The sequence below is a fragment of the Sphingobacterium suaedae genome, from assembly GCF_042684625.1.
In the GTDB taxonomy this organism is placed as follows: Bacteria; Bacteroidota; Bacteroidia; order Sphingobacteriales; family Sphingobacteriaceae; genus Sphingobacterium; species Sphingobacterium suaedae.
Window position 1 is genome coordinate 467,722 of the sequence record NZ_JBHULR010000015.1, and the last position, 21,598, is coordinate 489,319.

Below are 21,598 nucleotides of genomic sequence, written 5' to 3' on the forward strand. Positions count from 1 at the left end.
AGCATAAGGCGGATTTGGAAAAACAGTATGAAAAAAAAGAGCTACCTGCAATTGGGTAGCTCCGTATGATTAAAAGCGATAAGCGACACTGCCTAGTATACTACGGGGCATTCTTGGGTTGACGGTTGTCCATCCATTGTAATAGGTTTTGTCCGAGAGGTTATTTCCCTTTACAGCCAATTCATAGTTTTTATAGGTGTATGAAATACTTGCATTGAACAACGTGTAAGCTGGTAAGATAAACTGACCGGTTGGTGCGCTGTCTGTGATGATATTTTCACTAGCATAGTTTACGCCAGCGCCGAAACCTAATCCTTTGACCAGGCCGTTTGGAATAGTATAATTCGCCCATACATTCAGGAGGTGTTTTGGTCCAGCCTCCGTCGGGCGTCGGTTGTTCACACTTTCGGCCGCTTTCGTAATTTTACTGCTGTTGCGGCTGTAGGTAAACAAGAGGTTTAAACCATCCAGTGGTGCAGCTGTAAGATCGAACTCTACACCTCTGCTCAATCGGGTGCCATCCTGCACGGTAATATTATACGTCTCTCCATCCCGCTCAATTGACTCGCCTCGGGTCATGTTACTAACACGGATATCGTAATAACTGGCGGTCAAACCTAGACGATTGTTGAAGGTGTTCAATTTTACACCGACCTCCGCTTGTTTCGCTTGTTGTGGTTTAAAATCGCCGGAAATATCGGGTAACGGTTGTACAACAGGAGCTACGTTCTTAAATCCATTTTGATAATTGGCAAAAAACGATACCTGATCTTTGATCGCTTCGTATACCAAACCTGCTCGCGGGGAAAAGGCTACCTGGTTAAATGCGCCGGTGGTCGTGTCTTTGTCAAAATTGTAGGTGCCCTTGTTGTCGAAATAATCCATGCGCAGGGCTAAGCTCAAGTGTAAGCTCGGAGTGATATCCAGGACATTAGAGACGTAAGCGCCCAACACTTGCGTACGGCTTCGGTTATTCGTTTCAGCTGCTTTTGACGCGGCGATTGCTGCATCTATGCTAGCGGCATTAAACTTGTAATAGTCTGGGTCATCATATGATGTATTGATCTGATCGACCAAAACATAGGGCGAATTATGGGTTTCAGCTTGCTGAAAGAGATAATCCACCCCCACAAGCGTGCGGTTACGCATTCCTCCGATATGATAGTCGCCCACAAAGTTTTGTTGCGCATTCACTGTTTTGGCGGTATAGTCTTGGTCGCCAGCATAACGATTAATAAGCGTGTCGCTGTTCCCGATGTACATCACGTACTGGAAGTAGCCATCTGATTTTCGGTTGTTGTACACAACCGTGCTGTTGGATGTCCACTGATCATTAATACGATATGTTACATTCCCCCGTAGATTCGTTGTGGGATTTTTAAAAGTGACGTCGTTGTTGGTGTACGATTTACCGAAATCAAATTGTAATTCATCCGGTGTACGTGCGATGAGTGGTCTCGAACGGTTCAGAAAAACCATCAGGGGATTAGTCCCTTTGCTCTGATAAATCTCAGCATCCAATTGAATATCTAAGCGTTCATTTGGCCGATACAATAAAGACGGTGCAATGAATAAAGATTTTTTAAATCCGGCATCCTGAAATGTTCCGTTGTGCGTATAGGCGGCATTTAACCGGCCCAGTAGTTTGTTGTCGGCCGTTAGAGGGCCATACACGTCAGCGGTAACCCGGTGCTCGTCAAAGCTTCCGAAAATGTAATTAACACGTCCGCCCAACGTATCCAGTGGCTTTTTAGTAACGTTGTTGATGAGACCGCCAAAACCGACAGCTGCACCGCCATAGAGCGTTCCCGATGGGCCTTTGATAACTTCGATCGTCTCTATATTGGCAGGATCGGGACTTGTGCTTGCAATGCTTACGACTCCATTGACCATTGCTGCCTGTGTCGCAAATCCGCGAAGAGCGTAGTATGTTACTCCATCACCTGGCCGGCCAGTAGAGGACCATAATTTGTCTACACCAGAAACATTGGCCAACGCGTCGTCAAAGTTGGTGTTGACCTGACTTTGCAACAGCTCTTTGGTAATAGCGGTATACGATTGCGAGTTTTCCAGATTCTTCAATGGCATTTTGCCGACGTAGGGGCTGCTCTTTCTTGTGTATTTGTTTGCGACCCCATTGACGACGATCTCTTCCAAGAACGCACGATCTTCCGACAAGTAGATGGTGGGAATCTTTAGCTTCTCACCGGTCACCTGAATTTCTTGATTCTGCGCCTGTAGGCCGACCGCCGAAATGGAAAGTGTATGTGTCCCTGGCTGCACGTTGCGGAAAACAAAGTTTCCCTTGGTGTTGGTAAATACGGTAAATGCCTGAGGCATGAGTTTAACAGTAATCCCTTCGGCGGGCTGTCCGTCCGAAGAAAGAATGGTGCCGGAAATCTCCGTTTTTTGTTGCGCCAATATGGTGAGTGGCAGAACGAATAATAGGGCAAGTAGAATTTTTCGCGTCGTCATATGTGGATTAATAGACTAATGTTATTTGGACTTAATTTAAATTGTGCAAATCTATTGTTCCTTTGTAACAATTCAAAGAGAAACTTGAAATTAGTGATAGGAAGGCTACTCGAATATTTCTATATATTCACAGGTTAGGAATTTTTCGGGACAAAATCAGATATCAATAAATAGATGTTAAATAGTTGAAAATGAGATTTGTTTTTATTGTTTTTAATTTGTGTTTTACCCGATAGAAATGCAGGATTTCCTTAATTGGTTTTGGCTTAAAGTTTAAGCATAAGATTTTCATCTCGGGAAGCCACGACTTTTTCTTGGAACAAGCACATCCATGGATTATCGAGTAAATGACGCCCCAAAGGCGTTGTTTACTCGATGACTATTACAAAACGGCACATGAAACAATTGTGATAGATCTCAGATAAGCTCATTCCGGTTTCCAGTAATTTATTGCACATTTCTATGGGTAGTTTCCCATTGCAAAGCGTTGATTCCTATCTAATAAAATTAAGATTTATCACACAAAATGATATAATATTTGCGTTTTTGTGTATCTTGTAAGGCCATTTCAATCAGCTAACAATGAACCGAATCAAAGTCGTATTTCAGGAGAAAGGTATTACGCAAACTTGGCTTGCTTTGCAGTTGGTGAAAGTGATAACATGGTAAATGTCTATGCGCAGAACCGGCAACAACCGAGGCAGGAGGTACTTTTTAAGGTTGCAAAAATTTTGGGGTGGAGGCTAAGGATTTGATTGCGTATAAAGGGGATACTAATAAAAGGTGAATAAATGAGTATTAATATCCTGAAACCGAGAAAGGCGCCATGGCGAAACTAAGATCGACGGGTCATGATTTCTCTTGGTTGCCAATTCAATATTTTGACAATTTCAAATTCAATGGGGGGTAGACATCCATTTATGGAAGATAAGGAATATAATTATCAAAAGGAGTTTAGGGTTCTATTGAAGAGCAACTATTCAGAGCCTTTTACAGTGAAATTGGGTTCATTAAAGGATATTTCAATATTAAGATACCATCAACCCGTCTAAAATTAAAATCGAATCGCAAATAAAAGACTAATAGCAATGCCCGAAACCAACCGGATAGAATACAAACGAGAACTCAATACCGATGTGGATATTGAAAAGGAAGTAATTTCCTTTCTGAATTACTACGAGGGGGGTGTGATTTATATCGGGATAGATAAGACGGGTAACGTAATCGGCGTTGAGGATGGGGACGGCGATGCGCTCAAAATCAAAGACCGCATCAAAAATAATATATCGCCGTCGGCCATGGGTTTGTTTGACGTGGCAGTGGAGGAACGCGAGGGCGAGTATATTATTAAAACCACTGTGGCCAGCGGCAGCGAAAAACCATACTTCAAAAAGAAATACGGGATGACGGAGAAAGGTTGTTTCATCCGTATCGGTACCGCAGCGGAGCCTATGCCGCAGCTCATGATTGATAAATTGTTTTCCACTCGCACGCGCAACTCCATTGGGAGAATCCGGTCGAACCGTCAGGACTTGACCTTTGAGCAGCTTCGTATTTATTACGAAGAGAAACGGAAGCCGCTTAATAGCCAATTCAAGAAAAGTCTGGAGTTGCTCACCGAAGACGGTGCGTTGAACTACGCAGCCTACCTGTTGGCCGATGAAAACGGTGTTTCAATCAAGGTTGCAAAATATAGTGGCACGAATCGGGTAGACCTAATTGAAAACAACGAATACGGTTATTGTTCACTCATAAAAGCAACAAAAAGCGTATTGGATAAAATCGAATTGGAAAACAGGACGGCGACGCAGATTACGTCCAAAGAACGGATAGACCGCAGGCTTTGGAATCCGGTGGCCATCCGCGAGGCCGTGATAAACTCGATTGTGCATAACGACTTTACCCGTGAGGTGCCGCCCAAATTTGAGCTATTTGCCGACCGTATCGAAATCACTTCCGCGGGTACTTTGCCGGAGGGATTGACCGAAGAAGATTTCTTTGATGGTGTCTCTATTCCAAGGAATCGGGAATTGATGCGGGTGTATCGGGATCTGGAATTGGTGGAGCAGCTTGGTTCAGGCGTGCCACGTATTTTGGGAAGTTATGGAAAAGAATGCTTCCGGTTTATGGGTAACTTTATCCGGATGACATTTCCGGCTTCGGAGGTGGTTAATTCCCAAGTCACCCCACAAGTCACCCCACAAGTCACCCCCCAAGTCACCCCCCAAGTCACCCCCCAAGTCGGACGGTTGTTGGCGGTTTTTACAGGAGAGCACAACAGGCAAGAATTGCAGTACTTTCTTGGGTTATCAGATAGAAAAAATTTCCGGGAGAATTATTTGAATCCAGCTATTGAAGTAGGGCTTATAGAATTGGTTGACCCTAATAATCCGACAAGCAGCAAGCAGCGTTATGTATTGACGGCGATGGGAAAACGATTGGCAGAAAAAATTGATAAGGATTAAAACGTTGCGAACATGGAGAAACCACCCATTTCAATGATCGAAGTTCAATTAAGGAGCTTTATTGAATCGTTACGGCCAGCAGACGAAGAAACTCGTAAGCAATTAGATTTTGGATATTTCTGGGATGGACAAATAGCTTTATTGTTTAAGATCAGTCCACAATGGAATGACCCAACGAATATTTTAGAATTACCATTTGCTAAGCTCCGTTTTGTTAAATCTTCCAAAATTTGGAAATTGTATTGGATGCGTGGATCTGGTAAGTGGGAAGCTTACGAGCCAGAACCGGAGAATGCTGACGTGCATAAGTTGTTGACCGAAATTAAAAATGACACGTACGGTTGTTTTTTCGGATAATCGGTAAAAGAAACGCTTCGATTTGGGAAGTGTATTCCCGTTTGCGAATGTACCACGTTTTTTGAAAGACTAATTCAATGAGCCGAATAAAGTTTGTAATCGGCTCATTTTTTAATTATATTTGAGCCGATTAAGAAATGCAATCGGCTCACGGTGTATAATTGGCAACTAAAGGGATGGCCCAACTTTACTTACGACATTGCGGAGGTTCAGCCGCCCGTTCTTGCGTTTGCGCAGGAAACAGGGGAGGTGAATGGCCTTATCCAAGGGTTGCCGGATACGCTCAAACAAGAAACACTACTCCAGGTTATGCTTTCAGAAGCGGTGAAAACCTCCGAAATAGAGGGAGAGTACCTAAGCCGTGAGGACGTGCTGTCTTCCATTCGGAATAACCTGGGATTAAATGATACCCCAGTTTTCGTAAAAGACCAGCGGGTATCGGGTGTAGCCCAGTTGATGGTGGAAGTAAGGAAAGGCTTTCGGGAGCCGCTGACACTGGATATGCTAAAATCGTGGCACCGATTACTCTTTGCAGCCACTACAAGTCGTATCAATCCGGGTGAGTGGCGGCAGGGTGATGCACCCATGCAAGTCATTTCCGGTGCTTATGGACGTGAAATCGTCCATTACGAAGCACCACCATCGACACGGGTACCGGAGGAAATGGAACGCTTTGTCGGGTGGTATAATTCAGTATCCTTGCCGCTAAAAGGGCAGGTGCCCGAGGCCATACTAAAGTCATCAATCGCTCACCTGTATTTCGAATCGATCCATCCGTTTGAAGACGGCAACGGCCGCATCGGCCGGGCGATTGTGGAGAAGGCACTGTCGCAATCGCTTGGACGGCCCATCATGCTGAGCCTTTCCAAAACTATCGAGGCCAATAAGAAAGCGTATTACGATGCGTTGAAGGAAGCGCAGCGTGCATTGGACATTACCGCATGGATGGCTTATTTTGCCGGCGTAATTCTAGACGCACAGCGCGATGCCAAAGCAATGGTACTGTTTACGTTGAAGAAAGCGCAGTTCTATGACCGTTATAAAACACAGCTTGACGAGCGGCAATGGAAGGCGATCAATAAGATGCTGGACAAGGGAACAGAGGGCTTCGATGGTGGAATGACAGCCAAGAAGTACATGGGCATTACCAAGGTTTCCAAAGCCACCGCCACGCGCGATTTGCAGCAATTGCATGAAATGGGAGTACTGGTGCAGGAAGGGGCTGGCCGTTCCGTGCGGTATCAGTTGAACCTACCATAGCCATTTGGCTCCCGTTTGTACCTTGTTTTCATAAAGCGCTATTAATCAGTATAAAATGCATTTTGTATCGAGGTGTCAGCCAAAACATAAGGGGGTATGAATGTATAAGGCGCAAAAAAGTTCAGTACCTTCGTATAAAAGAAACTAGATAAGGAAACCTATGGAAATACCAAATAAACTACGCCACGAACAAATTCAGTACCTGGAATTTCTCTCGGCTGATCTTGAACGCGCTAAGGATTTTTATCATACCGCATTTGGATGGACCTTTACGGATTATGGACCACAGTATACGGCTTTCGAAGGGGATTTTGTCGACGGTGGGTTTACGGGTGGTACGCCGCGACCTGGCAGTATTTTGGTCATATTGTATTCGGATAACTTGGAAGAAACAAAAAAACGGGTCGTACGCGCCGGTGGAATTATTATAAAAGATATTTTTAGTTTTCCGGGAGGTAGGCGTTTTCAATTTACAGACCCTGATGGCTATGAATTGGCTGTATGGTCGATGTAATAATGATCGCATAGTTTCCAGGCTGTGCCAAGTGATGCTTTAAGGAACTGTTTAGGAAGTACGTGAGCCGATATGGCATATTTGTTCTTTTATTAGATCTTTCGTAGCCTGTTTAACTGGCCAAGGAAATGTTGGTTATACATCAAATTTCTTAAAGTTTTATAGAAGTGGTTTGGCGGATGAATGATCCTTTTATCAAGGAAATATTTTAGAATTAATGCGAAAATATAACATCATTATGTGACGGCCCTCGTTTGCGTTTGTAGGGGATATGGGCGATTTTTGATGATGTGATAAATAACACACCTATGAAAAGTAAATTAATCCTCACTCTCCTTGTATTTGTTGCCATCTGCGTTGGACAGCGCGTTCATGCACAGACGGACAATACTGACCCCGTAAATGTCAGCATCGATCTCACGGCCCCAGTTATTTCGATCAATTTGGGCGGGACACCGGATGTTCTTTTTACCTATGATGACGCTGCTGACTATACGGTTGCTCAGACGGTATCGAAGCCAGGACATTTGGTAGTCGTAAGTAACGAACCCTATAGTATTACGGTGGCAGCCTCGGCGGCTTTTGCGCCGGCAGGAGGTCCCGGACTCGACGTGGTGACCATCAACGCTGAACCTGCGACAGCAAACGGCGCGACGTTGACGGAAGCGACGCTGGCGACAGGCGATGCGTTATTAGTAACTGATGCACCACCCTCTAATAATGCAGTTTACAATGTGGACTATACCATTGAGGATGCTACAACATTGTTGGATGTGACGCGCGCCGTTTATACAACAACGGTAGTGTATACGGCAACCCAATTGTAAGACGCATTCAACTTAAAGATTGCCTGTGAAATATTTATTCGCACTGTTTTTTCTATACTCTACGGTTACCCTGGTCTTCGGTCAGGGTATTTCGGTTTCCCCGTCACGGGTGTTTTTTAAAGGGGAGGCAGGACAGACGGTGAGTCAAGCCATCACCTTTCAAAACGGATCAAACGGTACGCTTGATTTTGTAGCCCAGTTTAAAGACTGGGATAGGGACTCTTTGGGGGTAAAGCGGTACTATCCGACGGGTGGCGGCAGGCACAGCAATGCAGAATGGCTTTCTTTATCGGAAAGCACGTTACGCCTTGCACCCGGAGAATCGAAGAGCGTCGTACTGTCAATGACGATACCACTTGCTAACCATGCGCCTTTACTGACGAACAGCATGTTGTTTTTCACGCAGGCGAATGAACAGAGCAAGATGATCAGACAAGGGGTGGCCGTCAATGTTTTGCTGGAGGTAGGCATTCAGGTCTACCATGTTCCCTCCGGGCTCACCGCTGGCGATCTCGAGTTCCTGGCGTTTGAAGATCGTGGTCGGATCGAACAGGCAGGCCGGGTTGTACGCCGCATGGCCGTCAAAGTAAAAAATACTGGACAGATTAACAAAGATGCTTACGTACGTTTTGAGCTGACAAGTATCGAATCCGGTGCAGAAATCCCGGTAAAGGCAGTTGCCGTAGCCATGTTGCCGGAAGCAGAACAATGGATTCAGCTGGACCTGCCAGCCGACTTAACGGGGCGCTATCTAGCGGTAGCTATCCTGGATGCGGGGCGGCAATACGATCTAAAAGTTGCGGAAAAGGAAATTACATATTAAGCGCTATCTCACGTTGTTGGTAGGCGGATGTTCTACGGTCGCATTGGCACAAGTAACCGTCAATCTGCCTAGGGCAAACATTCAGAATAGAACAGACTATCAACAGACTATCGCGGCCGGACAATATACGAGCCTCTTGGGCTTGCTGCCGACCTTTAGTGTCCGATCAAATACGCCGAACTTCACGAATCTACTCGCAGGTACTGAAACAGCACCTTTAAATTTAGCATATATCAAAATGGTCAGTGTGGGCAGTGTGTCACTAGTAAATGTAGCCTCCGAAGTTGCGCTGAGCACGGGTTATCAGCAAATTTATGCATCCTTGGTCAGCTTGCTTTCTGGCCCTGTTACGGTGAATCTACGGCTGCGGACCGCCAACCATCGATGGCTGGCGGGTGCCTATACTGGACAGCTGGGTTTTCTCGCGCCTGGCCTTCTCGGCGTAGGAAATCAAATCAATCCACCGACGCAGGATATCACGATCAACGTACCGGGATTCATTGCCCCGCCCGCGACAGTGGGAAATACGCAGATCGCAGTAAACAACCTCAGTTATTACCGAGGGGTATCTGGCATCGCGGTCAACAAATCTATAGCCATGTCCACGACGGTTCCCTATCAACCCACTTTGCAGAGCGGAGCGACAAGTTTTAACTTCAGTACAACAGTTCCGTATAATCAATTGCCCAGCAGTCCGGTGGGGACAGTCTCAGTAGGTTTGACCGGTATTGTTAATGCATCGCCGATTACGCTGTCGACTGCCGTACAGGGATTGACCACAACGGCTGGTATAGCCGTTCCTCCCACGAACAACCAGACGCTCACAGCCGTCTTTTCGATTTCTGGAGCAAACCTGAAATCAAGCTTTGTCCAAGCGGGAACTTACAACGTTCCTATCACATATGCCTGGAATAAGCTTGCCTCTGCTTATCCGGCAACACCAATTCAAGAAAGTCGAACGGGCAGTGTCGATATTGTTGTTAGCGATTTGGGAGAGCTCGTTGCCAATCAAAATGCGGTACCGCTCGTTTTTGCCTCCACCGGTGACTATCAGCAAGGGGTTATAAAAGATATGCCGGCGCATCTGCGTATAAGTAAAACGACTCCTTACAATTTATATGTACGCGCTGCATCGTCGAGTTTTGCCTCGGGTACGAATACAATTCCTTTGAGCGTCTTGCGTATTGGCCCCATGCCCGGAGAAAGCGGTATGAATACTGTCACGTTGTCTGCAACACCACAGCAGCTTATCAATGCTGCTAACCCGGTGATAGATCGAAATCTGAATGTACGGTACACTATCCCCGCTTCGGAAGTCGGTCAGATTATGGGTAAGCCGGCAGGCGTGTATTCGGTGAATGTTGTCTTCAGTTTTGTAGCTCCCTAAAATCTTTTGATGCCTATCTTCCGACGTTCATCTTGATAACGGAAATCTGGCACCTCAGTTTTTTTGTGCTCTTTGACGATTATGGGAATGGACGGATTTTCGATACGGAATGGCATGCCTTCGGTAGAGACGGAGAGCGTATATGCACCAACGGGAAGATAGAACAAATATGTCCCGCTCGCGTCGGTTAACGTACTATATTCTTTTCCTTGGCGATCCACTGCCCATACCCGGATGCCGGCAAGGGAGGGTTTATCTGCTTGATACTTAGCGTTTGTCAAATAAACTTTTCCGGTTAATGCCCGTGTTTTTACGAGTGGGATATTTAGCCGTTTGTTTTTGGTTACCGTGATCCGGATAGGGCCCTGTACTGTCCATCCGCGGTTATTTTCTACCTGCAGGGTATAGGTGCCATCCGTCATTTGGGTAAATTTCACCTGACCTTTGTGGTCCGAGAAGGCGACGTTGTTATCTAAGCGGATGAGCAATCCTTCCGGTGTAGCCTCATCATTGTCGCGCACACCGTTATTATTCTGATCGTCGAAGAAGGTAAGGTGGAGGGTGTAAACCCTCGATGCATGGCCAGCAGCAAATCGTTTTTCGATTCCAATACGGAATTGTCGGCTGTGAAAAGAAGTGGTATTGGGTATTGGAAGCATTTGGGCTTGGTAGTAATAGGTGTTTTTGATCAGCGCGTAATATAAATCGGCGGTAACTGTCCAGTTACGTTTTAGATGCCAACGCGCATCAGCCTGGATAGAAAAGTTATTAGAACGAGAAAAACCGTAATAACTGTACATAGCAGATACCTGACTCTGTAATTTTCCTTGAAAGAGATTAAGTTGTGTATTTGGACCAAATGAATAGATGCGGTAGTCGGCTCGGGTGGCGGAAGACATGAGATCGGTTAGGTAGTATGGATTAAGCTGGATAAACGTGCTAAAACCAACAAATCGGTTACTGTAGTTTCCGTTAACACGCAAGGAATGGTATGGTGCTAGAGGTCTATTGGCAGTATTCCGGTACGTATATCCGTAATCAACGCGGACCGATGCGCGATGGTTGACGCTAAAAAATTGTATATCGGCCGCCGTTCGAAGCGAACTGGACCGCCAGCGCTGTTTAAAGGATGTTGGCAACATGGGCAGATTGTTTTCCAAACGTTGCACCATCAGATAGGGGCGCACGTCCACGTTGAATTGTTTGAATCGCCTTTGGTAGCCCAGTTCGTAGATGTCAAGCTGCTGCGCATTACGAAAAAAAAAGCCGCGGTCTTCTGACTGGTATTGCGGGGTATTGTGCATCAAACTGATGCGGCCGTAAATGCTTTTTGTATCGCTGAGTTGGCGCCGGATTCGGGAATCACTTTGAAAATATCCACGGCGCAGCCCCGTGTAGTACGGTGAACTGTAGTAGTTGGCTGATGAGAGTTGGTACAAACCTGCCTGCAACTGATAATAAATGCCGCCGGCAAGGCCATGGGCCGCGCCCCCTTCATAGGCTTGTTCGAAACTATATCCGCCCTCGAAAGTGAATTGTTGATTCGATCCGATCGAAATCGGCGCCTTCACACTCCATTGGTCGCTGCGAATGCCTCGGAAGTCGTTTTCGCTGTGTAGGTAATGCGCATATCCTTCCCGCTGATCGTCGGCTTGAAAAGCATAACTGGCTGCGACAATTTTAGCGCCTGGAATCAGGTTATTCAGCTGGCTATAAAGCATGTAGTTATTATCTACCGCATATACACGGAGCGCTTTTTTATCGGTTAATTTGTAGGAAGCTTTGATACCGCGTCCGCTGAGGGTATGATCTAGGTTCTCATAAATGTTGCCCAGTTGTACACCCCATTTCTTGTCTTCGTAGTGCAGATAGGTATCATATATATTCACCGCGTTGAGGTTTTTGTAGTAATCCGTATGCACCTGATAGCTTAGCTGTTTGGTAGGGGTCAAATCGAGACGACCTTGGGCCTGTAGTTGATAAACCGTCGAGAACTGGTTCAGGTCCATGTACCGCAGAGCAACGCTGTTGTTTTGTTGGTCCGCGATGCTAGTGCGCGCTTGCCCAAAGCGTTGGACACTGCCCGCCTGTGCCACGCGGACACGATGATGAGCGAGCAGTAGGCCCGCATTGTCTCGGGCCTCTATGCGAAGATCAAAATCAAGAGTGCCCCCCCCGGTCGAAGCTCTGCCCGTAAAAGGGATCAAGGCTTGCGCGCCGGGTTGAAGCGTGGTAGGACCAGGACTTTCGAGCAGTTCGAAACCTTGCGGAAAACCGCTGAACTCGAGCTGTAAGGTAAGTGGTACCAAGCCGGTATTGGAAACCTGTACCATAAACTGCACGCGGCGGACAGCCGGATCCAAGAAAAATTCGGATTGTTCGGTGCGTATTTTTAATGCTGGCTGATTCTCCAATTTCGTATAAAAGGATATCGGTGGAGCTAGAATGATCTGTTGAGTGGAAGAAAAACCAATTGTGAACGCTTGGAGATGTTGATGGATGGTACGCCGGTCGGCGATGTATTTCAATGGGTAGCGTTTTTGTTCTTTTGGTCCCAATTGGATCCGGGGAGGTAAACCAATTAATCCTTGTAACGACATGGTTTCTTGCGCATCTGGCGTTAATTCCAAGCTTTCCTCTGTTAGGTTTTCGATCAAGAGTTTGTTAGCAAAGGTTTCGTTGCCACGAATGTGTACGGTGTCCTGCTCAAATTGATAACGCACAGCGAATGCGTGTTGACTTCTCGCCTGAGAGAGGAAAACAAGAGTGCAAAGCAAGATGTACAGGAAAGTCCACAGACTTTTCATGCGCGTAGTTGAAATTTCACAGGTACATAAAGGTCGCACTAAATTCGCGACTAACGAAGCCGAGCAGGTCACATTTTCATGTAATGGAATGTAAATTTATATGGAAAATTGCGCCATGAGCTCGCCTTTGCTGTTGATGTTTAGTTTTCGGTAAACCCGTTTGATATAAATCCGAACCGTATCGAGCGAGATATGGTATTGATCTGCAATCATTTTGTAGCTCAACCCCTCGGCGATACCATTTGCAATCTGTAGCTCGCGGGCGGTCAACATATCTTCGTATTTTTTTGTCAGGTACGTTTGATCAATTAGAGCGCGGTTGATACGCGGGCTGATAAAGGAACCGTTATTCAGGGAAATCGAAATAGTAAAATGTAGATATGATAAGCATGTTTCCTTGATGAGATAGCTGACTGCTCCGCCTCTAAAACAGGTTCGTACGGTTTTTACATCGTAAATATTTGTAAGCACAATAACTTCAGCATCAGGAAATTGGCGCTTGACTTTTTCGATAGTGCGGGGATCCTGCCGGGCAATATCGATCAATACGACATCCGGTGAGTGCGGCATGGCGTCCGGGACAAGGGTTGCTCGCTCTACTTCAAAAAGAATATGAATGGGACGTTTTTCCCGACCGATATGATCCGCAAGGAGGTGTGTAACTGTATTATTCCTCGCTGACGCATCGCTGTCAATAATTCCTACGTTTACCATAGTATCCAGTTTATTTCATAAGTGATGTTGCGCCGTATTCACAGAAAATACGAAAAAGGACTCTTATACAAGAAGCAACGTATGTATTTAACAACAAGACATTGTTAAAGTTTTTGTTATTTCAAGTTTAAAAGAAATTAGGCAGAATACACGAGATGTGCCCTTTTCCTTAAAAAAATCCGGTTGCTGTTCAGTTAATAATCATCGCCTAAAAATATCTATTCTTTGTGTTAAATCCTAGGCTAATTGGGAAAACAGTTGGTAAGATGCCAAAAAAATCCGGAGACCTCATCAAAACGGCTCATTTAATCGTTGCGCTTTGATGAGGTTTACAAAAGCATAACAGGAAATTAACATCTTCGTTAAGACCAGCTGACTAACTTTGCAGCTCCCATGGAGCAAATCAAAGCAATAAAAGAAGGTAACCAACAAGTATTCAAACAGGTTTTTGATCAATATCACCAGCAGATCTTTGGTTTTATCGTTCAGCGTACCAAATCCGAGTACATTGCTCAAGAGGTAACGCAGTTAACTTTTATTAAATTTTGGAAGCAACGGGAGATACTGAGCGAACGCTTGCAAATCCAGATACAACTTTTCGGGATCGCCCGACAGGTCATGATTGATATCCTTCGCAAAGAAGCTACCCGGTTTAAGTATGAAGGAGATATGGCAGAAACTCCTTTCACGGATAGTTTAATCGATGCTATTGAAAGTAAAGATCTGCTGCAGCTCATGGAACGCGATATCGAAAAAATGCCCAAGATGCGGCGTATGGTGTTTGAGCTCAGCAGGAAGCAAGGATTATCCCATAAAGAAATTGCTCAAATATTTTCTATTACCCCCAAAGCCGTCGAACAGCATATCGGCAAGGCGCTGCTTCAATTAAAACAACATTTGTATTCAATCATGTTGTAAACGCCCAACGGCGATACATTTCCATTCTGTATTAAATAATTGTTAAGCAGCTAGGGATACCCTTTCGAGCCACGTAATATCTATATATGAAGTTCGGAAGAAAAAGACGTAAAAAGTCAAACACAGAGCAGTCCCTTAACAGGAGGATCCGTAAGGAAATATGGGAGGAGCCAGCAATCATCGAAGAGCTATTTGCTGACGAGCAATGGAACGCGTACGATGGACCCGATCAATCGCTTATCCCCTCTCAAGATATGCATCGTCGGATAAAAGAAGAAATCGGCAAACAAGAGAAGCAAGACGAGCGAAAGGAAATGCGGTTCTATCGTTCGAACGCCGCGATACAAATCGGAATTGCAGCAACACTTCTGCTGTTCATCTCATTTAATATCTGGTACTGGTCTGATACTAGCGATGACAAAGGAAATGTGTCATATACGGAGAAGGGGACCTTGGCTGAAGGAAAGGCCGAGAGCTTATGGGTTACAACTACTAACGATACCGATAACGTAGACACGATTTATTTGCCCGATCAGTCTGTTGTGCATCTGTCTGCGAACAGCTCCATTCGATATGCCTCTAAAATGCCGGCTACTGAGCGAGAGATTTACTTAAATGGTGAAGCATATTTTTCTGTGAGGAAGGATAGCAGTCGGCCATTTAGCGTATTTGCAGGAGGAACGAAGACTACGGCGCTAGGCACGTCCTTCACGATCAACACAGGAACCAAAGGATCGCAAACTTCTGTCGAACTTCATACCGGTAAGGTCGTTGTGGCCTCTACTGAATCGAAGCCTGCATTTGAGCAAGTGTTCCTTGATAATCAGGGTGATCGCTTGCTATATGACACGCAATCGCGTATAGCGAAGCATTTGGACAAGCATAAAAAATCAGGATCACCGGTCGCACGGTCCTCACAATCAACTTATAACGATGGTAGGTTGGTTTTGGAGAATGTACCCCTTCCAGAAGTTTTCGATAAGCTTGCGAAAAATTATCGTGTTGACATTATTATCAAAGATCAGGCGATCTCCAAAATACTATATACCGGGACAATCGATCCGAGTCGTGAAAAGATCGAAAATGTGCTGTCTGTTATTTGCCTGATCAACGACTTGCGGTATGTCCTCGAGGAAGATGGCTCGTATAGTATCCATAGATAACAGAAGAAAACAAGAAAATAAAACCTATAAGTAAACAACCATGTTTAACAAATCGTATCCATTAAGAAAAAAGAGTGTGTTGTTCGTCGTTCTGCTCACTGCTGGAGTGATCCATGCACAAGCGCAGCAACAGCAGCAGGTAAAAGGAGCAACGCAAAATGAATCTGGCGAGTTTCTCTCAGGCGTAAGTGTCCAGGCGGTTCATACGGCTTCCGGAAAATCCTATGCGACCAGTTCTAGTGAGAAGGGGCTGTTCAGCTTTACCGGACTTCCTGAGGGGGGACCCTATCAATTTATATTTAGTTATGTCGGATTTCAACCCGACACGCTCTCCGGGTACACCATTCATACCGGCAAAACCTTGGCTTTGAGTGTCAAGCTGCAAGCGGCAACTACGGCGCTGGAGGAGGTGGTGATCGGTTATGGGCGCGTCTCCAGAAAAGATGTAACGAGTTCTATTACTACGGTAAAAGCAGAGGACATGAATGTCGGTGTGTTCACCTCGCCAGCACAGATGTTGCAGGGAAAAGTTCCGGGCTTGACGATCTCTACGAATAGTAACCCTAATGCCACCCCTTCGGTAAGTTTGAGAGGTGCCTCTACCTTGCGCAGCGGCGAGGCTATGGAACCGTATTACGTGATCGATGGGGTTCCCGGAGCGTCATTAGCCCTGGTGGCGCCCGACGATATAGCGTCCATCGATGTCTTGCGCGATGCTTCAGCAACCGCAATATATGGATCTAAAGCCGCCAACGGCGTGATCATAGTGACTACCAAGCGAGGGAAAGCCGGTCAATCCACTATTAGTTACAACGGTTATTTGGCGATAGATAATGTAGCAAAACGATACCAGATGATGAATGGTGATCAGTACCGGGATTTTGTTAGCAACAATGGTTTTTCTATGGAACCTACGGATGATCTTGGAGCTGATACCGATTGGCAGCGGGAGGTGGAGCGCACGGGTATCTCTAATAACCACAATGTATCCATTTTGGGTGGAACCGAGAAAACGCAGTATAGCGTGAGTCTTAACACGATTAAAAATAATGGAGTAATCAAGGGGACCGATATGGGGAGACAGATTGGCCGTGGTTTTTTGCAAACCAAGGCATTGGACGACAAGTTAACTGCATCGTTCAACATCAACACCAGCATTACCAAACAAAATGACGTTCTCGCATTGGACCAAGGGTTAAGTGTGTATGATGCGATGTATTATTATTTACCGGTATCCCCAGTGCGCAACGAGGATGGCTCATGGTTCGAAAAGCCAGATCGATCCCAATATGCCAACCCTGTATCGTTAATCGAAGAAAATACCAACTTCACTAAAACAAAGATGATCCAGGCGCATGCAAAAATAGGTTACAAGATTCTACCGGAGTTGACGTATAATCTCGATCTCTCTATGCAGAATAGACAGTTCAATAATTCTCAGTATTATACGAGCAGATCGATGGCAGCCCGCAATGAAAACGGACGGTCGATCCGGGCAGCCGTAGAGGACGAACGGAAGGTAATGGAGATGAATCTGAGCTACGATAAGACTTTTGGAGGTAAACACAAAGTCGGTGCGCTCGCAGGATATTCTTGGGAAGAAAACAACAATAATGACGGATTTCAATTGACCACGTCTGATTACTATGATGATGGATTAAGCTATTATAATCCGGGGATGGCTAATACGGTGAATATGCTCGGATTCGGACCGTATTATCTCTCCACGCTCCGCATGATCTCGGTATATGGCCGTTTGAATTACGCGTACGACAGTAAATATATTTTTCAGGCCACTGTGCGTCGTGATGGGTCATCGGCATTTGGCGTGAACAACCGATGGGCAACGTTTCCCTCAGTTTCTGCCGCGTGGCGCATATCGGAAGAGAATTTTCTGAAGAGCACGGGGATCTTTGATGATCTGAAAATCCGTGCCGGATATGGTGTTAGTGGTAACTCGCTCGGCTTCGACGCTTTTACGGCACAACGTGTATACGGTGCAACTACTAGTTTCTTCGACTACGTTAACGGTGACGGGCTGATCACGCCGATCCGTACCCTAGCAGCCTTGCGTAACGCTAATCCCGATCTGAAATGGGAGACAACCAGCATGATCAATATCGGGGTGGATTTCGGCTTTCTACGGAATAGGTTGACAGGTTCGGTGGAAGTTTACAGAAAAAATACCAGTGATCTGATTTACGACTATCCTGTCAGTCAATTCAAATATATCTATCCACTACTGACTGCCAATGTTGGAGAAATAGAGAACCGTGGAGTTGAGTTGAATTTGGATGCAAAAGTCATTGATTCTAGAAACACACAGTGGAAAACAGGTGTGGTGTTGTCACATAACACGAATAAGGTTGTTAGCATAGCAAATCAGGAATTTACCCGGGACTATATCGAATTATCCGACCTAGGTGGAGCTGGCCAAACCAGTATCTTTCAACAGCGCCTTACCCCAGGCGCACCCATTGGACAATTTTATACGTGGGAATGGGCGGGGTACAATGAAGAAGGTGTGTCCGTATTTTACGTAAGGGACGAAAAGACCGGTGAACTTACAGGCGAGACAACCGATACGCCACAGCGTAAGGATCAAACCATTACGGGTAGTCCCCAACCGAAACTAACGCTCGGTTGGAATAACAGCGTTGCGTATAAGAATATTTCCCTCACGGGAATGTTTCAAGGGGTTTTCGGGCATAAGATTATGAACGCAACACGTGCACGACATTCAAATGTAGTAGGTAATGCGGGACAGAAGAATGTATTGGCCAGTGCGCTAGAGTCTGAGCAGATGACAGATGTCAATGCGCACTATCTTTCCGATAGATATTTGGAAGATGGCGACTTTTTGCGCCTGGCATATCTAACATTGGCCTACAATATTCCCGTTAAGAATCTGCCTATCAAAAATCTACGAGTTTATGCTACCATGAATAATGTGTTTGTCCTTAGCAAATACAAAGGTCTTGATCCTGAAGTAGGATTAGGAGGGCTTACGCCTGGAATAGATAACCGTCAGACATATCCACGTACACGTACAGTTATGTTTGGACTTAATTTTAACTTATAACGACCGAAAGATACAGATGAAACCAAAATTTATATTACGATTATTTTCCATATCCGTCTTGGCTCTAAGTACCGCTTGTACGGATTTAGACGTGGATATCAAATCCCAAAATACGGAGTTCCCAGATTCGGAACGTGCCGCAGAGGCTATTCTGGCAGATGTGTACGCCGCATACAGAGGGGCTTTGGGCCGCGACCACTGGATGGCACAAACGCTTTCGGCGGACGAGGCTGTTAGCGTGTCAATGGGTACAGACTGGTACGATGGGGGGCGCTACCGCGAATTTCATCTTCACAACTGGACTGCTGATAATGGACTCCTGCCCGGTATGTGGAATTCGGCTTCTACAGGAATAACCCTAGCCAATAATGCCATTGAGATTTTTGAAGATTTGCAGCCAAGCCTGATTGCGCGGGCACGGGCGATCCGTGCTTACTACTATTTTGTTCTGATGGATAATTTTGGTGCGGTCCCCCTGATCACCGGGCCGGTCGAAAAAGTCCCAGATCGTGCTAACCGGGAGGAGGTATGCCGTTTTATTGAGGCGGAACTTTTAGAGATAAAAGACCTTTTGCCCGCCACAGTGTCTGTTGCTACCTATGGAAAAGCAACGAAATATATGGCAGAAGCGCTTTTGGCAAAGCTGTACCTGAACTGGTCGGTTTATACATCTCAGGACGTTGCAACTTATACGTCTTCCATTACAAACGAGAAGCTTAACCAAGTAGTAGCCATGTGCGACAGTATTATCTTGTCAGGACAATTTAATCTGACAAGCCACCGGTTTATGGAAAAGTTCCGTCCCGATAACGGTTATCAGATCAAGGATTTTATTTTTGCAATGCCGTACGACCGGGAGAAGCAACAGGGGATGACCTATTCCCGTTTCTGGATACACCGCAGCGCACAAAATCAATTTGCCCCGCTGCCACAGAGTGTTGGAGGGACTTTTCGAGTTTTACCTGAGTTCTTAGAGAAATTTAATCTGCCAGGTGATGAACGTAACGCATCGTATATCGGGGGCAAGCAGTACTATTGGTCAAACTATACCGAGGATAAATCCCGACCATTCTTGATACGCACGTCAAAGAAAGGCATAGATCAAGACTATAATGGAGCCGATGCAGACGTGCAATTTGATTGGCAATTGGAAACTTCCAAGGAAATAGTGCTGCGCCCTGACGGAGCGGCTACGCTGAATGTAGGGAATGATCAGAACGGTCGTTCTATGGGTTACCGTTCCGTTAAATTCTATATGGACGTAGCTGTGACGGCCAGCAACGCTAGGAACCAGAGCAACGATGTTCCGATCTTCCGGTATGTAGACATACTGCTGATGAAGGCGGAAGCGATACTCCGCGGAGCTTTACCGACCAATGGCGAAACACCGCAGTCGCTTATTAATCAGGTGCGTGCTTACGTCGGTGCGCCGCTACTGACGGAGACTCCGACGCTCGAAGATCTTCTGGATGAGAGAGCGCGCGAATTTGCGGATGAATCGTGGCGCAGAAATGACCTGATCCGCTATGGAAAATTTGAGGACAACTGGGGGTTTCGTTCCCTTTATCCTGCTGGTATGTCAGAAAGATTCCGACGGATATTTCCAGTGCCCACAACCGTACTCAATGTAAATACACACTGGACGCAGAATAGCGGTTATTGAAGAATGGCATGATGAAGAGAAGAGATTTTATGAAAAGCACCTTGGGCACGGCCCTGGGTGCTAGCCTTTCGGGATTGCCCCTTGCAACTGCCGCTACTAAAGAACCGACACAGGTTGATAGTGGTGATATCAACAGCCGCGCGGGACTAAAGGACGAGTATGACTTACATTTTATCGCTGTAGGAGATTGGGGCAGAAACGGAGAAGATCATCAAATGCAGGTAGCAAAACAGATGGGGAACTGGGCATCCACCCATCCAAATAATTTCATTATTTCAACTGGCGACAATTTTTACCCGTCAGGTGTGGTGAGCGAGCACGATCCGCTTTGGCACTATTCGTTCGAAAATATTTATACGGCATTTGCACTGCAATGGGATTGGTATCCGATACTAGGCAACCATGATTATAAATCTAACCCTGATGCCCAGGTAAGATATACAGCTATCAGCCGCCGTTGGAAAATGCCGGCTCGTTACTACAGTAAGGTATTTAAAATTGATAATCAACAAGAGCTATTGATTGCATTTATTGATACCAACCCGTTGATTCCGGAGTTTTATAAAAATAGCGAGTACGGCCCCCATGTGACTGGACAACAACCTGAGATGCAATTATCTTGGCTGGATGATCTCTTATCTACGTCCGATGCACAGTGGAAAATCGTGGTAGGACACCATCCGATCTATACGGCTGGGCCGCGAACAGAAAATTATGATACGTTAGCTGTACGAAAGGTGCTCGAGCCATTGCTTGAAAAGCATAAGATTCCGTTGTATCTCTCTGGGCACGAACATTCTTTACAACACCTACGTGCGGAAGGGAAAACTACACACCAGTTTATTTCCGGCTCCGGTTCAGAAACTACATCCGTCAAGTCAGAAATACCGTACAGTCGCTTCCAGGCGTCTAGTTATGGCTTCATGTACTTTTCATTCCGGAAAGATGATTTTAGGGTCCAATGTGTTGATCACGAAGGTCAAATTGTTTATTCAACATCGATCACGATGTAAGTTGGCCTACCGTTTAAAAAAATAAATAAAACTGCTTTTTAATGTACTTTTGATGCATTTGTTAGTTACTAATTATTGAAGTAGTGCGGTATACTGCATTTTGCGACACTGTAGTGAGAATAGACATATT

15 protein-coding genes are annotated in these 21,598 nt (G+C 45.6%); 12 read left to right on the top strand and 3 right to left on the bottom strand.

From position 1 onward, the window contains the following. Window positions 1-69: 69 nt before the first annotated feature. Window positions 70-2,475 carry a TonB-dependent siderophore receptor gene (locus ACFSR5_RS17630; protein WP_380905789.1) on the bottom strand — a complete coding sequence of 802 codons (2,406 nt, stop codon included), beginning with the start codon at window positions 2,473-2,475 and terminating at the stop codon, window positions 70-72. Window positions 2,476-3,563: 1,088 nt separating this feature from the next. On the opposite strand from ACFSR5_RS17630, the gene ACFSR5_RS17635 reads away from it, so the two are divergent. From ACFSR5_RS17635 to ACFSR5_RS17665, 7 genes are all read left to right on the top strand, one after another. Beyond that, window positions 3,564-4,940 carry a Fic family protein gene (locus ACFSR5_RS17635; protein WP_380905790.1) on the top strand — a complete coding sequence of 459 codons (1,377 nt, stop codon included), beginning with the start codon at window positions 3,564-3,566 and terminating at the stop codon, window positions 4,938-4,940. 12 nt (window positions 4,941-4,952) lie between these two features. Further along, window positions 4,953-5,297, top strand: a complete 345-nt coding sequence (locus ACFSR5_RS17640) for a DUF3024 domain-containing protein (RefSeq protein ID WP_380905791.1) — start codon at window positions 4,953-4,955, stop codon at window positions 5,295-5,297. A 153-nt stretch (window positions 5,298-5,450) separates the two neighbouring features. Further along, window positions 5,451-6,557 carry a Fic family protein gene (locus ACFSR5_RS17645; protein WP_380905792.1) on the top strand — a complete coding sequence of 369 codons (1,107 nt, stop codon included), beginning with the start codon at window positions 5,451-5,453 and terminating at the stop codon, window positions 6,555-6,557. A gap of 160 nt (window positions 6,558-6,717) precedes the next feature. Further along, window positions 6,718-7,071, top strand: a complete 354-nt coding sequence (locus tag ACFSR5_RS17650) for a VOC family protein (RefSeq protein ID WP_380905793.1) — start codon at window positions 6,718-6,720, stop codon at window positions 7,069-7,071. 308 nt (window positions 7,072-7,379) lie between these two features. After that, window positions 7,380-7,898: a hypothetical protein gene (locus tag ACFSR5_RS17655; protein WP_380905794.1), complete on the top strand. Its 519-nt coding sequence runs from the start codon at window positions 7,380-7,382 to the stop codon at window positions 7,896-7,898. Between the two features lie 25 nt (window positions 7,899-7,923). Continuing rightward, entirely contained in the window at window positions 7,924-8,721 is a 798-nt protein-coding gene (locus ACFSR5_RS17660) for a hypothetical protein (RefSeq protein ID WP_380905795.1), read from the top strand. After that, on the top strand, window positions 8,696-10,108 hold the full coding sequence (locus ACFSR5_RS17665; RefSeq protein WP_380905796.1) for a hypothetical protein: 1,413 nt from the start codon (window positions 8,696-8,698) through the stop codon (window positions 10,106-10,108). The genes ACFSR5_RS17660 and ACFSR5_RS17665 overlap by 26 nt, the downstream gene beginning before the upstream one ends. Here the strand turns inward: ACFSR5_RS17665 and ACFSR5_RS17670 are convergent. Both ACFSR5_RS17670 and ACFSR5_RS17675 read right to left on the bottom strand, forming a co-directional pair. Then, the gene (locus ACFSR5_RS17670) at window positions 10,105-12,915 is read right to left on the bottom strand and encodes a hypothetical protein (RefSeq protein WP_380905797.1); all 2,811 of its coding nucleotides are present in this window, start codon (window positions 12,913-12,915) and stop codon (window positions 10,105-10,107) included. The genes ACFSR5_RS17665 and ACFSR5_RS17670 overlap by 4 nt on opposite strands. 96 nt (window positions 12,916-13,011) lie before the next feature. After that, the gene (locus ACFSR5_RS17675; protein WP_380905798.1) at window positions 13,012-13,629 is read right to left on the bottom strand and encodes a LuxR C-terminal-related transcriptional regulator; all 618 of its coding nucleotides are present in this window, start codon (window positions 13,627-13,629) and stop codon (window positions 13,012-13,014) included. A gap of 393 nt (window positions 13,630-14,022) precedes the next feature. On the opposite strand from ACFSR5_RS17675, the gene ACFSR5_RS17680 reads away from it, so the two are divergent. The 5 genes from ACFSR5_RS17680 to ACFSR5_RS17700 all read left to right on the top strand — a co-directional run bounded on the left by ACFSR5_RS17680 (window position 14,023) and on the right by ACFSR5_RS17700 (window position 21,468). Next, a complete protein-coding gene (locus ACFSR5_RS17680; protein WP_380905799.1) occupies window positions 14,023-14,547 on the top strand; it encodes an RNA polymerase sigma factor in 525 nt (174 codons plus the stop codon). An 86-nt stretch (window positions 14,548-14,633) separates the two neighbouring features. After that, on the top strand, window positions 14,634-15,710 hold the full coding sequence (locus ACFSR5_RS17685) for a FecR family protein (protein ID WP_380905800.1): 1,077 nt from the start codon (window positions 14,634-14,636) through the stop codon (window positions 15,708-15,710). Window positions 15,711-15,750: 40 nt separating this feature from the next. Next, on the top strand, window positions 15,751-18,792 hold the full coding sequence (locus ACFSR5_RS17690) for a SusC/RagA family TonB-linked outer membrane protein (protein WP_380905801.1): 3,042 nt from the start codon (window positions 15,751-15,753) through the stop codon (window positions 18,790-18,792). Between the two features lie 16 nt (window positions 18,793-18,808). After that, window positions 18,809-20,455 carry a RagB/SusD family nutrient uptake outer membrane protein gene (locus tag ACFSR5_RS17695; protein WP_380905802.1) on the top strand — a complete coding sequence of 549 codons (1,647 nt, stop codon included), beginning with the start codon at window positions 18,809-18,811 and terminating at the stop codon, window positions 20,453-20,455. Between the two features lie 8 nt (window positions 20,456-20,463). Beyond that, complete coding sequence (locus tag ACFSR5_RS17700; protein ID WP_380905803.1) at window positions 20,464-21,468, top strand: metallophosphoesterase; 1,005 nt, start codon at window positions 20,464-20,466, stop codon at window positions 21,466-21,468. Window positions 21,469-21,598 lie beyond the last annotated feature (130 nt).